Here is a 14,487-nt window from a genome sequence, read left to right on the forward strand (position 1 = left end):
GAGCTGTCGGCTTTCGCTCAGAACGACGGCCGCGGGTACTCCCTCGGCGTTCGTCGACCGCCAGCGCCCAACAGCCACTGTGCAACGGTCACTGCGTCGACAGCCACCGCACAACGGTCACCGTGTCAACAGCCACTGCGTCGACAGCTGCCCATCACCGCATCTCACCGGTCAGGTCCCGGACGACCCACCAGGCGTCGTTTCTGAGCCGTCCGTTCACGACGAGCAACGACGCGAAGTACGCCACTCCGCCGACGCCGAGCAGCAGACACAGAGAGAGGGGGCCGGAGACTCCGCCGAGAACCGCGTACAGCGCCGCGACGACCGCCATCATCGCCACTGTCGCCGCCAACTGGCTCCCGATGTCCTTCGCTACCTCCCGCGCCGGTCGGTAGTCGAGTTTCCGCCAGAGGAACAGACAGCTTCCGCCGAAACTGACGGTCGTCACGACCCCCAACCCGATGGGGCCGCCGGCGACGGCGAGGGGAACGACGAGGACGGCGTACGTCGCGATGAGGACGACCGAACTCAGCGCGCTAATTCGTGGACGGTTCGTCCCGAGGAAGTACGACTCGAGCACGCTCCGATAGCCGTTCGAGAGGTTCGCCAGCGCGAGGACGGCGATGAGGAGGTTGCCGACGCCGACTACGCCTAGGCCGCCGAGCGAGACGACTCCGGCGTTGACGCCGTAGACGACTCTGAGCAGATCGTTACCGACGACGAGTCCGCCGCCGAGCGCCGGAATCGCGAACAGCCCGGCGTACGTCACCGACTTCGCGAGCAGTTCGCGGATTCGTTCGGTGCGGTCGTTCGCTTCGAGGCGGGAGAACTCCGGGTACGACACGTTCGACAGCGCCGAGGAGAACAGCATCGCCGCCTCGGTCAAGGTGAACGAAATCTTGTACAGTCCGGCCGCGCCGGTGCCGAACAGCTGTCCGAGGACAATGTAGTCGGCCTGCTTGAACAACTGCGACCCGAGCGACTGTACGTACGTGTACTTCGAGAACGCCAGAAAGTCGCCGACGAGTTCGGTCGACGGAAAGGCAGGAATCACCCGGGCGTAGCCGAGATACGCCACGAGGAACGTCGTCAACTGTCCGAGGACGAGACCCCACAGCAGCGCGTACACGCCGTGCCCGGCGAGCAGCAGCGCGGTCTGGATGCCGACGATGACGACGTAGCGTCCGTTTTCGAGGAAGCCCGCCAGCGCGACGCGACCTTTCCCTTCGAGGAACGCACCGGTCAATCGCATGAGGCTCCACGAGAGAACCCCTAAGGGGACCAATAGCGCGGCCTCGACGTCGAGGATGCCGTTGACGAGCGGCGCGGCCGCCGCGAACGCGACAGCCGAAAGGGTCGTGCCGACGAGGACGATGAGCACCCCGCTCGTGAAGTGTTTCGCCTGATTCTCGCCCTCGCTCACCCGCTTGGTGACGGCGCTGAACAGGCCGAACGTCACGAGCGTCGCCATCGCCATCTGGAAACTCGTGAAGATGGCGTAGACGCCGAGTCCGGGCGCGCCGAGTTCCTGCGTAAAGTACACCGTCCCGGCGAACCCGGCGACGGTTCCGAAGACGTTCGCGACGAACCGCTTCGACACCTCCGCGCCGACCTTCATTATTCGAGGTAGCCGAGTTCTCGGAGGCGGGATTTGACCTCGGTCTCGCGCTCGTCGTCGCCGGCGACGCCGCCCTCGCTGACCGCGCGCTTGCCGACGAAGTCGTAGTACTCGGGGGCACGCTCGGCGGCATCGATATCCAGCGCGAACACGTCTAGCACGTCACCGTCGGTCGATTTTGGGACCGTTCGTCCGAGCGCGTGCAACACCGTCGGCGCGATGTCGGTGATGGCGGCGCCCTCGACGGTCCCGGTGCGGAACGACGGGCCGCGCGCGAAGAAGATGCCGTTGCGAGCGTGGCCGCTCGTCGAGACGTCGAACAGCGGCGAGTCCACGTCGAACCGCGAGGAAGCGTGTACTTCGGGCGTCTCGATGACCATCGCGAGGTCCGGCGTGTGCGGGCCGCCGCGTTCGAGTTCGACGAACCGCACGTTGAGACCGACCTCGTCGGCCGCTTCAGTGAGTTTTCTTCGAACATCTGTGACGATTTCCGACCGCACCTCGGGATCGTCGGTGAGCGCGTACACCATCGTCGTCTTCTGGCCCACGTCGGCGACGGCGCGGGTTCGCTCCCAGTCGATTCGACCGAGGCTGATGGCGTTGTCGAGGCCGAGCGTCGACCCGGTCGGAAGGTCGGCTACGTAGCTCTCGGGGACGACGTTGCGTGCGAGCGTCAGCAGACCGACCCGGCCGAGCGCGTCGCTGGCGGCGTCGCGGAGTTTGCCGAGCGCTCGTTTCTTCTCGTCACCTCTCTCGTGGAGGTGGACGAACCCCGCCCGCGATAGTACGTAGTTCGGCGCGAACTTCCGCGTCACCGCCTCGAACCCGTGGTCGCTCATCACGACGATGTCCTCGTCGTCGTGGGCGTCGAGGAACTCACCGAGGCGCTCGTCGACTCGGCGGTACACCTCGAACAGCGGATTGGAGTCCTTGGGTTCGGCCGACCAGTAGTGGTGGGCGACCCGGTCGGTCGCGCGGACGAGTCCCACTGCCAACTCGGGCTGTTCCTCCTCAATGAAGTGCTCGAAGCCGTCGAAGCGTTTGTCGACGAGCGAGAGACTCTGTTCGACGTAGCGCTGGCTTCCGGGCGTCGCGTCGTTGCGGAGTTTGTACCCGCCGACGACCGACTCCAGTTCGTCCCAGCGGTCCTCGGGGTAGCTGTAACTCTCCTTGTACTCGGGTGCGGCGGCGATTATCGTGCCGTCGATGGCCTGCCACGGGTACGACCCGGGGATGTTGAACACGACGCAGCGGCCGCCCTGGTCGTCGACGGCGTCCCACATCTTTCCGGGGACGTACTCGTCGTGGCTGAGGTCCAACTCGCGCGTCTCGCGGTTGAAATGGGTGAAGCCGTACACGTCGAGTCGTTCAGGGTTCCGCCCGGTGGCGAAGGCGGGCCACGCCGGAACCGTGATCTCCGGAATCGTGCTCTCGAGGTCGCCGTGAACGCTCTCCTCGTAGAGACGGGCGAACGTCGGCAGGTGTCCCGCTTCGACCCACGGTCGAATCAGCGAGTGGGTCGCGCCGTCCAAACCGAGGACAATCATGCCGGAAGCGATGTCGGTTCCGACCAAAAGACGTTCGGTCTATCGGGCGGAGCCATCACTCAGCTATCCCCGCGGGAGGCTCTCACCACATTTACAAGCGTTGTGAGTATCAATCCGACACCGACGACTATCGGGAAGGCTGAACTATTGCGCCCATTACAACCATCATACCAAAACATCTCCAGCGTCGGAAACTGTATCTCAGAAATCCGATAGTCAAACACGGAGGGAGGTTCACTACACGCTGCCAACGTTCCTCCTGCGAAGATGAACGGGAGGCAGCAGAGGAGGATCCCGAGTACGACGAGGGCGAGTCTGGTTCGGCGTGAGTCGAGCAGGAACACACAGAGCAGTTCTCTGACAGAGAACAAGTAGTGTTCTGCCAGTCTCATTGCTTGAACTGTTCTGAAACTACTCTAGATACCCCAAGTCAGCGAGTCGACTCTCGACGTCTTCGTCGTCGGTTCGCGCTCGCCCGCCAACGTTGAATTCGGGATAAGTCTCGGGCTTTGGTCCAGATACACAGGAGAGTACCGAGCCGTCCATCTCGACGTCCGGTGCGACGCCCAATGTCGTCAACACCGTCGGCGCGACGTCGAACAGGTGGGCCTCCGAGAGGTCGGCGTCGGCGTCGACGCCCTCACCGGACACCGAGACGACACCGTCGAGTTTGTGGTTCCACGATTCGGGGTCGCCGAACTGCTCGCCGACGAGCGCCGACAGCGAGTGCTCGAACTCGGTCGGCACAGTGACGATGTCGACGGCTTCGTCCGCATAGGGCCCCTCGAACAGTTCCTCCCGCAGAACGACGCGGTCGAACACCGGGGTTCCTTCGGGCGTCTCTGCCGCGCGCAACTCGTCCATCAGCGCCTCGCGAACGGCGTCGTACTCCTCTTCGGCCACCGCGCCGTTCGGCTCTCTTCCCTCGACGTTCAGTCGGACGCCCAACTCCGAGGGCGACCGGAGGTACGCCTCCGAGGCAGCAAAGTCGACGGACTCACTGGCGGCGAATACAACTGAGACAGGAACGTGGCGGCCGACGAACTCCGCGATTCCGAAGCGGTCGAGAATCGCCTTACCGCGCTGGTACGTCAGTCCCGCCCGCGCCGCCGCGGCCGCGACCGCCGAGAGCAGTTGCTTGTCGCGGCTCTCGTCCCCGCCGGACTCGTCGGTCAGTTCGCTGTCCTTTATCTGGAACCACGACGGCACGTCCTGTCCGCCGCGGACGGTGACGACTCGACCCTGTTCTTTCAGGAACTGGTTGACGCGGAACTCGTAGCCGTCGTACTCGCCCATCCCGTGGTCGCTGGCGACGACGACCGTGTCGGGGTCGCAGGCGTCGAGAATCTCGGCGAGTTCCTCGTCGACAGCGCGGTAGATGTCTCGAACCTTCGCTTGGTCGCCGGGGAAGTCGTGGAAGACGGCGTCGGTCTTCTGGAACTGGACGAAACCGAACTCGGGGTCGAACCGGTCGGCGAGGTAGCAGAACGTCCGCCCGCGGAGGTGCGTCAGTTCGACGTAGTCGCGGAACTTCGCCTCGTCGCTGCGGCGCTCGTCGGTCTCTCGCTCGGCGTAGACGCGGTACGGACCGACCTCGTCCTCGATGTCCTCCAGAATTCCCTCGGGGTGACAGCGCGGCTTCTCGGTCGCCAGATAGCCCGGCACGAGCGCGCCGTCGAACTCCCGGGGTGGGTCGGTGACCGGGGCGTTGACGACGACGCTCGTCAGGCCCGCCTCGTCGGCGTACTCCCAGACGGTCCGCGCCTTCACGTCCGTCGAGTTGACGATGTCCCACTCGTAGCCGTCGAAGGAGAGAAAGTCGAAGACGCCGTGCTTGCCCGGGTTCTTCCCAGTGTACAGCGACGGCCACGCGCTCGCGGTCCAGGGCGGAATCTGCGACTCCAGCGGCGCGGTCGCGCCCTCCTCGAACGTCTCGCGGAGCGTCGGCAGCTCCCCGTCGTCGAACAGCGGTCGAAGAACGGGGAGACAGGCGGCGTCGAGTCCGACCAACAGGGTACGCATGCTTTTGCGCACAGGCTTGGTGGTTAAAACGCTCCCTATCTGGTCGTTTTCGGACGCGGCCCTCGGTCGACCGCTGGTCGACGGCGACCTCACTCCAGGTAGCCGAGTTCGCGGAGGTTCCGCTCGACGCCCGCGCTGTACTCGCGTTCGTCGTCGACATCGACGACGAACTCCTCGCCGAGCGTCCCGACTAGTCGTTCGCGGAGCGAGTCGGCCACCTCCGGTTCGTCGATCTCATCGCCCGTCCGCACGTCGTACAGTCGTTCGCTACCGTCCGACCGGCGTTCGAGGCGGTGCGTCACCGTCCGAATCGACTTCTTGCCAGTCTCAAACGCCGCGAGTGTCTCCGCCGACACATCCGAGGCCGCCTCCCGGTCGCGTTCGTCCATGACCGCCGTCTCGGCGAACACCGCGCCGCGTGCGGCATCCACTGTATCCGCGTCGCTCGCGTCGCTCGCGCCATCGGCGAACAGCGACCGCCCGCTCGTCGCCTCGGGCGCCGGGACGCCCGCGAGGTCGCAGAGCGTGTCGAAGAGGTCCACGAGCGAGACCAGGTCCGAGCGACGCTCCCCGGCGGGAACCTCCGGGCCGCTCAGGACGAGCGGGACGCGGAGCAGTTCGTCGTGCAGGAAGTAGCCGTGGTACATCGTCCGGTGGTCGCCGAAACACTCGCCGTGGTCGGAGGTGAGCACGACGTGGGTCTCTTCGCGGCGCCCCGTCTCGTCGAGCCAGTCGAACAGCGCGCCGAGTCGGGCGTCCAGATACCGGACGCAGGCGCGGTACCACGCCCGGAGCACCGAGTGCTCCGCCTCCGTGAGATACTCGCCGGTCTCGTACTGCCGCATCGCGATGCTCGTCGCCGACGCGCCGTCGGCCGCCGCGAACAGCCGTTCGGGTCGCACGTCGTCGCGGTCGAACCGCACCGTCGACGGCAGAAACTCTTCGAGGAGCGGAAAGAACGGACGACTGAGTTCCGGCGTCTCCTCGCACATGTACGGCTTCGGCACCCAGTACGGCGCGTGAACCGTAGTGAGGTTCGCCATCGCGAACCACGGCGCGTCGGCGTCGGCGACGAACCGGCGGAGTTTCTCCAGTTTGATCTCCGTGTAGTAGTCGTTGCCGCGGGTGGCGAGTCGGAACAGGTCGCGGCGGACGAACCCGTCCGTGAGCAGTTGGCGGAGGTACGGCAGCGACGGCCGCGCCGCCATCTCCTCGTACACCTCGTAGTACTCGTCGAACCCCCGGTCGAGACCGACCGGCGAACCCATCTTCGACGGGCCGGGAATCCCGATGGTCGCGTAGCCCACCTCGGCGAACCGCTCGGCCAGAACCGTCTCGTCGTCTGACAGCGTCGGCCACGCCCCGGCGAACCCCGTCTCGGAGGGGTACCGACCCGTGAACAGCGCGCCGTGCGACGGCGGCGTCCACGACCCGACGGCGAACGCGTTGTCGAACGTCGTTCCCTCGGCGGCGAGGCGGTCGAGGTTCGGCGTCGGCGGCGCGTCGGCGGCGTAACAGGAGAGCGCGTCGACACGCAGCGTGTCGCAGATGACGAGGAGCACGTTCGGCACGGGTGCGTCCGTCGAAAGCGCGCCCGTCGAGGACGCGTCCGTCGGGGAGTCCATAACGGCCGTTTCCGAAGCGACTGCAATATCGCTTGCGTGTCAGGATTCTGCATCCTTCGCGTGTTCGGCTTCGGCGTCGTCCTCGACTTCGGCTTCGTGTACCCCCGTTCCGCTTCGTCCGCGTGTCCGACTCCAGCGGATTTATACGGCTCTCGCTCGCCGCTTCTCCCGTGAACCGACGGACCGCACGGGTCGCAATGCTGTATCAGGACCCCCACCCCGCTCACCGGGGGTTCGCCGAGGCCATCGGCGCCGACCTCGTCGATTTCCAGCGGCACTCGCTCGGGTCGCTCTCCGACAGCGTCGTCGGCGACGTGTACAACGGGCTTCGCTACCCCGAATACGACGCGTATCTGGTCGAAGGATCGCGCCCCCTGTACGCGGCGCTCGCACACCGCGCAATCCGACGCTCGAAACTCGTCTACCTCTGCGCTGACCACGGTCTCTACAGTCTCGGTAACCCGGAGTTCGAGGGGAGTTCGGGGTTCAAATCGCTCGTCGGCCGGTTCGGGAAACCGGCTATCAGCGCGGTCGGGTCGCGCTTTATCGACGGCGTCGTCGCCGTCTCCGAATTTGCGGCGGAGTTCACCCGACCTATCGTCGGTCCCAACACGCCCATCGAAGTCGCGCACCCGTATGTCCAACCGGAGGTGTACGACGCGCTCGGCAACGTGACGCCGGCGCTCGACGACAACGTCGCCGTCACCGTCGGCCGCCCGTGGCGCTACAAGGGCGTCGACATGCTCGTCGAGGCGTGGCCAACGGTCCGCGAGTCGGTCCCCGACGCGGAACTCCACGTCGTCGGCGGCGGTCACCCCGAATCGTACGCCGAGACGCCCGGCGTCGAGGTCCGCGGTTACGTCGAGAATCTGGGCGACGCCCTCGCGCCCGCCTCGCTCTACGTCCAGCCGTCGCGGATGGACACGTTCCCCGTCAGCGTACTCGAAGCGATGCGCGCCGGACTGCCGCCGCTGGTCACCGAGACGACGGGGACGCGCTCGGAGGCAGGGGCGCTTTCGCCCGAACTCGTTGTCGACCCGTCGCCGGCGGCGCTCGCGGCGGGCGTCGTCGCCTACTTCGGATGCGACAGCTCAGAGCGCCGAGTGCTCTCATCGCGTGCGCTCATGCGCGGCGCGACGTTCGACGCCGAGAGGCGGAAGGCGGCGTTCGCCGAGGCGTTCGACGGCGTTCTCGAAGCACTTTAACGCGGCTACGCCGATAGCCCGGACATGACCGTCTACGTCGTCGGACTCGACGGGGCCGACTGGTCGCTGCTCCGCGACGGCATCGACGCGGGCGACTTCCCGGGACTGGCCCGCATCGTCGACGAGGGCGTCACCGGGAACTTGGAGAGCACCCTCCCGCCCATCACCTTCCCCGCGTGGAAATGTTACTCGACCGGCAAGAACCCCGGTAAGCTCGGCGTCTACGAGTGGTTCGGCTTCGACCGCGAGTCGCGGTCGATAACGACGAACGATTCCTCGAACTTCCGCTCGCGGGAGTACTGGGACGTGCTGTCCGACGAGGGGGTCACCCCCGCCGTCGTTAACATGCCGACGACCCATCCGCCGAAAACCGACGACGGCGTGTTGACCGTCGCGGGGAGTCCCGCTTCCGAGCACGGCGAGTTCACGAAACCGAACTCGCTCAAATCGGAGCTGCTGGACGCAGTCCCCGAGTATCGGACCAAACCCGACCTCGTCCTCGACGAGGCGACGCCGGAGGAGCTGATTTCGGAGGCGAAGACGCTCGCCGACCAGCGCTTCGACGCCGCAGAGTGGTTCGCCGACGAGAAGGGCTGCGGCCTCGTCCACCTCACCGTCTTCGTCACCGACACGGTCCAACACCGGCTCTGGGACCGGCCCGAGAAAATTCGCGAACTGTACGAGCGCATCGACCGGCGACTCACGGCACTTCTCGACCGCGAGGACACCGAAGCGGTGTTCCTGATGAGCGACCACGGCTTCGCCGAAATCGACGAGACGTTCCTCGTCAATCAGTGGCTCGCCGATCGCGGCGACCTCGTTGTCGGCGACGCGGGCGGGCGGAACGCGCTCGCCACCGTCGGCATCACGCGCGAGCGTCTCAAGCGCACGGTCGCCCGACTCGGCCTCGTCAACCTCGCGCAGGCTCTGATTCCCGAGTCGATGCAGCGCTTCTTCCCCAGCGAGAGCGGTCGCGTCGCGATTCAGGACGCCCCCGTCGACTGGGCGGAGACGAAGGCGATTTCGCTCGGCCGCGGTCCCATCTACCTCAACGACGCCGCCTTCGAGAGCGACGCTGCGCGCGCGTCGTACCGAAAGTCGCTGACCGAGGCACTTTCCTCGCTGGAGACGCCCAACGGTGACCCCGTCGCAGCGGCGGTCCACGAACCCGACGAGATTTACTCGGGCGAGTTACACCGCGCGCCGGACCTCGTCGTCGAGTACGCGACGGGCGTCGACGCCCCCGAAGCAATCGGCGGCCGGGTCTTCGGCGAGCGGACCGAGTGGCTGGCGACCCACCGGCGACAGGGCGTCTTCGGCGCGTGGGGCGACGGCTTCGGCTCCGGGCGGTTCGACTGCAGCCTCTACGACCTCGCGCCGACCATCCTCCACTGGTTCGGTGCGCCCGTCCCCGCCGACGTCGACGGAGAGGTCCAGCGGGCCATCCTCGTCGGCGAACCCCAGCAACGGGGCGTCGAGGAGGGACCGGAGACGGCGACGACCGGCGGCGGAGAGACGGCGGGAGGGGAGGTAGAGGAGACGCTTCGAGATTTGGGCTACATCGACTGACGCCCGGTGAACGCCGATTCACCGCTCGGCGTCGCTAGGACCCACAAAATTCAAACGAGATGGTGATGCTAATGGCATATGTCCGACCGCCCGAACATCCTCCTCGTCTCCTGGGACAGCGTCCGCGCCGACCACCTCTCCTCGCACGGTTACGAGCGGGAGACCGCCCCGTTTCTGACGAGCGTCGCAGAAGACGGTCTCGTCTTCGAGGACGCCCAGGTTCCGGGCGTTGGCACCATCACGAGTTTCACCGGCGCGTTCACCGGTGCGCACGCCGACGCGACCCAGCAGTCTATCGAACCCGCGGACTGGAAGGCGGCTAACGCCGACCGGCGTTTCCTCTCCGAGGCGCTCTCCGAGGCCGGTTACTACACCGGCGCGGTCCACTCGAACGCGCTCATGAGCCGCTTTTACGGCTGGGACCGCGGGTGGGACGTCTACAAGGACAACGTCGTCACCGAGTCCGACGGCGACTCCGACTCCGCGCGGCGGTGGAACCGAGTGAAGAAAGAGCGGGTGCTGCCGACGCTGCGTCGCCTCGGCGTCGGCGGCGCGGTCGTCCACGGGCGAAATATCGTGCTCAAGACGCCGTCGTACGTCGAGTGGGAGCAGATGTGGGACGAGGTGGAGCAGTTCGTTAGAGAGGCGCCCGAACCGTGGTTCTTCTGGGTGCTACTCGTCGATACGCACCACCCGTGGTGCGCGCCGCCGGAGCACCGCGAATGGGACCAACCGGGCTTCCGCGGCGCGCACTTCTGGAACTACGTTATGCGGCGGTACCCCGAACGCACCGGCGACAGACGCCCGGCCATCGTCAACGCCTACGACAACGAGATACGCCACGCAGACGCGTTCCTCCGGAAGTTGGACGGCCTCTTGGAGGAGACGGGCAACGACGACGCGGCGCTCGTCGTCCACAGCGACCACGGCGACGAACTCGGCGAGCACGGCGAGTACGGCCACTCCTCCCAGCGGATGTACGACACGCTCACACGCGTCCCGCTCGTGATGCGCAACGTCGGCGAGACGGGCCGCGTCGACGGCCCACACACGCTCCTCGACCTCGGAAGCACGATTCTAGACATCGCCGGGAGCGACGAATGCCTCGCAGACCGGCCGTCGCTGCTCGGCGACGAGCGCGAGAAGCGTGATTTGGTCGTCGTCGAGAACTTAGCGGGCGAGGGCGACGCCCGAGCGGCAGCGGTCGGCGACGAGTGGAAGGTGCTCCACCACCCTGACACGGGATGGCACGCCTACTACCGCCCGGACGACCCGCTCGAACGGGAGGACCGCTGGGGCGACCACCCCGAGGAGCTCGAAGCGGTGCTCAGGGCGCACCTCCGCGACCGGAAAGGCGTCACCGTCTCGGCGGGCGCTGACGACGGCGACGATGGTGACGGTATGAGCGACGTGCAGGAGCGCCTCACGAACCTTGGGTACATCGACTGAGAGTCGTCTGCGCTCGAAACCTTCGACAGATTAGAGATAGCCAAGCGCGCCCAGTTTCTCCTCAATATCCCCGCGCTCGACGTTTCGCTCGGTCGTCGGTTCGTGCGTCTTCTCGTCCTCAGCAGTCGTCTCGTACCACGGCACCCGCCGAACCGAGGACAACGGTACCTTCGGGTGACCGTAGACGCCCCACTCGCCCTTCGCGTTGCCGTGGTCGGCGCTGACGACGACCCGCTCGGCGTCGAGGTTTTCGAGGAGGAGTTCAACGTCGTCCAGTACGTAGCGGAGGTTCTCCCGGTAGCTCTCCAACACTCGTTCTTCGGTGAGTTCGCCGCGTCGAAGTCGGTCCCACGGTGAGTCCCACCCGGCGCCCTCGCCAAGCGTCTCGCTGTTCATCCCGCCGCCGAGGGGGTCCGGAACCGACGGGAAGTGCGGTTGCATGTAGTGGACGACGAGTCGGTCGGCGTCCGTCTCTCGACCCGCCGCGATGGCGCGGTCCGTGATGGGGCGCGCCGGAATCGTCCCGGCGTCGTCGTCCCACGCGTAGCGCCACACGTCGTCGAGTCGCAGGAGGTCGCTTTCGGAGAGCACCCGGTGACTGAACGGGTTGCCGGTGACATACGCCGTCCGGCGCATCTCCTCGCGGTGGTCATCGGTGAACGTCCGCTCCATCCACTCGATAGAGGAACTGCCGACGGAGACCAGTTCGTCGGGACGGTTCAAGAAGGCATACTCGTCAGCGACCTCTCGCATCAGATCGACGCGACAGGCGTCGAGGAGGACGAGCGCGTCCCACTCGCGGTCGTAGACGTTCGTGCCCGCGGGGTATAACTCGTTAACGCGGCGCAATCCTCCTAGGTACAGTTCGTAGCCGCTCTCGCGGAGGCCCGCGATGCCGTCGTCTCGGACTCTATCTCCGGTGTCCGAGACCCAGTCGCCCAGCGTCATTCCATGTACCCCAAATCCCGCAGGTGTTTCTCGACCATCTCGTCGTCCTCGTCGACGGCGACGTCGTCGCTGCGGAGGCGACGCATCCGCTCGCGGTGGTCGTCGAGCGCCGCGCTCAGCGCCTCGTACTCCGTCGGGTTCGACTTGCGGCGGTCGTCCTCGGGTCGCTCGTCGGGCGTCTCGCGGACGTTGAAGAAGAACTCGCCGTCGTCGACGTGGCGGAGCAGTTTCCACCCGTCGGCGCGCCGAGCGTAGCAGCGCCCGTAGTCGACCTGTCGGCCCACGTCGCCGAAAGCGTACTCGCGGGCGTCGACCTCGCCCCGCGCGAGTTCGAGCGCCGACTCGCCCTGCCACGCCGTCGGGGCGTCGACGCCTACCGCGTCCGCGAGCGTCGGCGCAGTGTCGAGCAGTCGAATCTGGCCGTCGACGGTTCCGCTCTCGTACGCTGATTCGTCTTCGTTAGCGACGCCGTCGAGGACGAACGGCACGCGGACGACGCCCTCCCAGAACTCGGGGGGGTGGCCAGCGTGGCCGTGCTCACCGACGAGTTCGCCGTGGTCGGCGGTGAGACAGACGACCGTCTCGTCTCGTACCCCCCGCTCCTCTAACGCGCCGACGAGCGTCTCGAACTGGTCGTCGGCGTAGGCACACTCGGCGTCGTAGAGGCGGCGAACTGTCTCCCACTCGTTGTCGGTCATCTCCTCTGGGTGGTGCGTCCCCTTCCGCGAGAGCCGGCGGCAGTCGGCGACGCTGCGCGGCGCGTCGAGAAACCGTCGCTGGTACTCGTCGGGCGCCTCGTAGGGGTGGTGGACGTCCATGTAGTGAAGCCACGCGAACCACGGTCGGTCGTCGGAGAGCAAGTCAACCCAGTCGAGGAAGCGTCGGTTGAGCGACTCGGCGCGCTCGTACTCGCTAGCGTCGCCGCCTGAGGCCGTTGCCATCGCGGCGTCGACGCGGTTGTAGACGCGTTCGATGATCCGGAACAGGGGACCGTCTTTGTCGAGGTTCGACTGGACGAACTGTTTGAGTTTGCCCGCTTCGGCGGAGCCGCTGGCGTCGTGCATCAGGTCGAAGCCGCGGTCGTAGTGGTAACTGCCGCTGGCGAAGTGGTTGTCCGTGAAGCCCGCGGTGGCGTACCCCGCGTCGCGGAGTCGCTCGGCGAGCGTCACCACACCACCGCTTCGCGTTGCTTGCGACGAGTCTCTCGACTCGGGGATGCCCAGCCCTTCGATGCTCGCGAAGTGGCGACTGGCGTGAATCGCCGGGAACGACGCCGGCGTCGACGGCCCGTTGGCGACGCAGTCGGCGAACTCCAGCGCGCCGTCGGCGAACGACCGGGCGAACGGCATCACCCGGTCGTCCACCCGATCGGCCCGCAGCGAGTCGACGGTGACGAGGAGGACGTTCATGGCCGACCCTCCGCGTCGGAGGATAAAAGCGCACGGTACTTTCTCTCGAGCGCGTCGACCACCTCGCTCCACGTCGGCAGCGGCGTCGCGGGCGCGTCGAACTCCACCACCGTCCTGACCGCGTCGGCCACCGTCTCGGTGTCGACCCGCGAGACGCCGAGGCAGTCCGGCCGGTCGGTCCAGTCGACGAGCGCGCCCGCCTCCCTGACGAGCGCGGGCGTCCCGGCTGCGAGCGACTCGGCGACCGTCATCCCGTACGCCTCGTGCGTCGACAGCGTGAGGTGCGCCGCCGCGCCCGCGTAGAGCCTCGGCAACTCCCCGTCGTCGACGTACCCAAGAAACTCGACGCGGTCGGAGACGCCGCTCTCGCGCGCGAGCGTCTCCAGTTCAGTCCGATACGGGCCGCTTCCGGCGACGAGCAGGTCGTACTCCGGTAGCGACGCGAGCGCGCGAATCGCGTACTGGACGCCCTTGTACTCGACGAGTCGGCCGACTGCGAGGAGATACGGCCGGGAGCGCTCGAGGGGCGTCGCGTCCTCGAACCGCGCGACGTCGAGTCCGTTCGGAATCACCGTCGCGTTGACGCTGAAATCCCGTTTCAACTGTTCTCGCTCCCACTCACTGACCGCGACGACGGCGTCGGCGCGGCGAAGCGCCTGCCCGCCGACCGGTCGGTACAGTCCGAGCAGTCGGTCGCGGAGGCCATCGGCGCTGGATCCATGGTAGTGCGGCGTGGCGACGAACGGGCGCGACCCGACGCCCAGTGCCGCCAGCGCGAGCGGAAACGAGTGGTAGTTGTGCGCGTGAACCACGTCGGCGTTCGCGCCCACGTTGGCGACGACCCGCGCGACGCTTGGCGCGAGGTGGAACGCGCCGCCGGGGGCGACACCGCGGCAACGACGGATTTGGACGCCGTTTCGGCGCTCGTGCCGCGACACGCCGGACCCGGCGTCGGCGGTGACGACGGTGACGACGTGACCGCGAGCGGCAAGTTCCTCGCTCACTCGCCGGACGTGCGTCTCGACGCCGCCCGCTCGGGGTGGGTATCGGTGCGTGACTTGGAGAACCTGCATCGTCGGCTCACTCGAGGCGCGT

Annotated in this window: 10 protein-coding genes; 3 read left to right on the top strand and 7 right to left on the bottom strand. The window is 66.9% G+C overall.

Annotated features, from left to right (window positions below; translation table 11 throughout):
- Positions 1–154: 154 nt before the first annotated feature.
- The 4 genes from LAQ58_RS06750 to LAQ58_RS06765 form a co-directional block, all read right to left on the bottom strand.
- A complete protein-coding gene (locus tag LAQ58_RS06750; RefSeq protein WP_224449837.1) occupies positions 155–1,618 on the bottom strand; it encodes an oligosaccharide flippase family protein in 1,464 nt (487 codons plus the stop codon).
- Entirely contained in the window at positions 1,618–3,165 is a 1,548-nt protein-coding gene (locus LAQ58_RS06755; RefSeq protein WP_224449838.1) for an alkaline phosphatase family protein, read from the bottom strand. The genes LAQ58_RS06750 and LAQ58_RS06755 overlap by 1 nt, the downstream gene beginning before the upstream one ends.
- Before the next feature lie 411 nt (positions 3,166–3,576).
- The gene (locus tag LAQ58_RS06760) at positions 3,577–5,187 is read right to left on the bottom strand and encodes an alkaline phosphatase family protein (RefSeq protein WP_224449839.1); all 1,611 of its coding nucleotides are present in this window, start codon (positions 5,185–5,187) and stop codon (positions 3,577–3,579) included.
- Between the two features lie 89 nt (positions 5,188–5,276).
- On the bottom strand, positions 5,277–6,812 hold the full coding sequence (locus LAQ58_RS06765) for a sulfatase (protein ID WP_224449840.1): 1,536 nt from the start codon (positions 6,810–6,812) through the stop codon (positions 5,277–5,279).
- A gap of 170 nt (positions 6,813–6,982) precedes the next feature.
- Here LAQ58_RS06765 and LAQ58_RS06770 point away from each other — a divergent pair, with 170 nt between their 5' ends.
- The 3 genes from LAQ58_RS06770 (at position 6,983) to LAQ58_RS06780 (ending at position 11,035) form a co-directional block, all read left to right on the top strand.
- Positions 6,983–8,017, top strand: a complete 1,035-nt coding sequence (locus LAQ58_RS06770) for a glycosyltransferase family 4 protein (protein WP_224449841.1) — start codon at positions 6,983–6,985, stop codon at positions 8,015–8,017.
- 24 nt (positions 8,018–8,041) lie between these two features.
- Positions 8,042–9,586, top strand: coding sequence for an alkaline phosphatase family protein (locus LAQ58_RS06775; protein ID WP_224449842.1), 1,545 nt, complete (start codon positions 8,042–8,044; stop codon positions 9,584–9,586).
- A 78-nt stretch (positions 9,587–9,664) separates the two neighbouring features.
- Positions 9,665–11,035, top strand: coding sequence for a sulfatase family protein (locus LAQ58_RS06780; RefSeq protein WP_224449843.1), 1,371 nt, complete (start codon positions 9,665–9,667; stop codon positions 11,033–11,035).
- Between the two features lie 30 nt (positions 11,036–11,065).
- Here LAQ58_RS06780 and LAQ58_RS06785 read toward each other — a convergent pair whose 3' ends face one another.
- From LAQ58_RS06785 to LAQ58_RS06795, 3 genes are read right to left on the bottom strand one after another with little or no spacing between them, the layout of a single operon-like run.
- Complete coding sequence (locus LAQ58_RS06785) at positions 11,066–11,983, bottom strand: LTA synthase family protein (RefSeq protein WP_224449844.1); 918 nt, start codon at positions 11,981–11,983, stop codon at positions 11,066–11,068.
- On the bottom strand, positions 11,980–13,392 hold the full coding sequence (locus LAQ58_RS06790; protein WP_224449845.1) for a sulfatase family protein: 1,413 nt from the start codon (positions 13,390–13,392) through the stop codon (positions 11,980–11,982). Before LAQ58_RS06790 ends, LAQ58_RS06785 begins: the two co-directional genes overlap by 4 nt.
- A complete protein-coding gene (locus LAQ58_RS06795) occupies positions 13,389–14,465 on the bottom strand; it encodes a glycosyltransferase family 4 protein (protein WP_224449846.1) in 1,077 nt (358 codons plus the stop codon). The genes LAQ58_RS06790 and LAQ58_RS06795 overlap by 4 nt, the downstream gene beginning before the upstream one ends.
- Positions 14,466–14,487: the final 22 nt, after the last annotated feature.

The sequence above is a fragment of the Haloprofundus salilacus genome, from assembly GCF_020150815.1.
Lineage (GTDB): Archaea > Halobacteriota > Halobacteria > Halobacteriales > Haloferacaceae > Haloprofundus > Haloprofundus salilacus.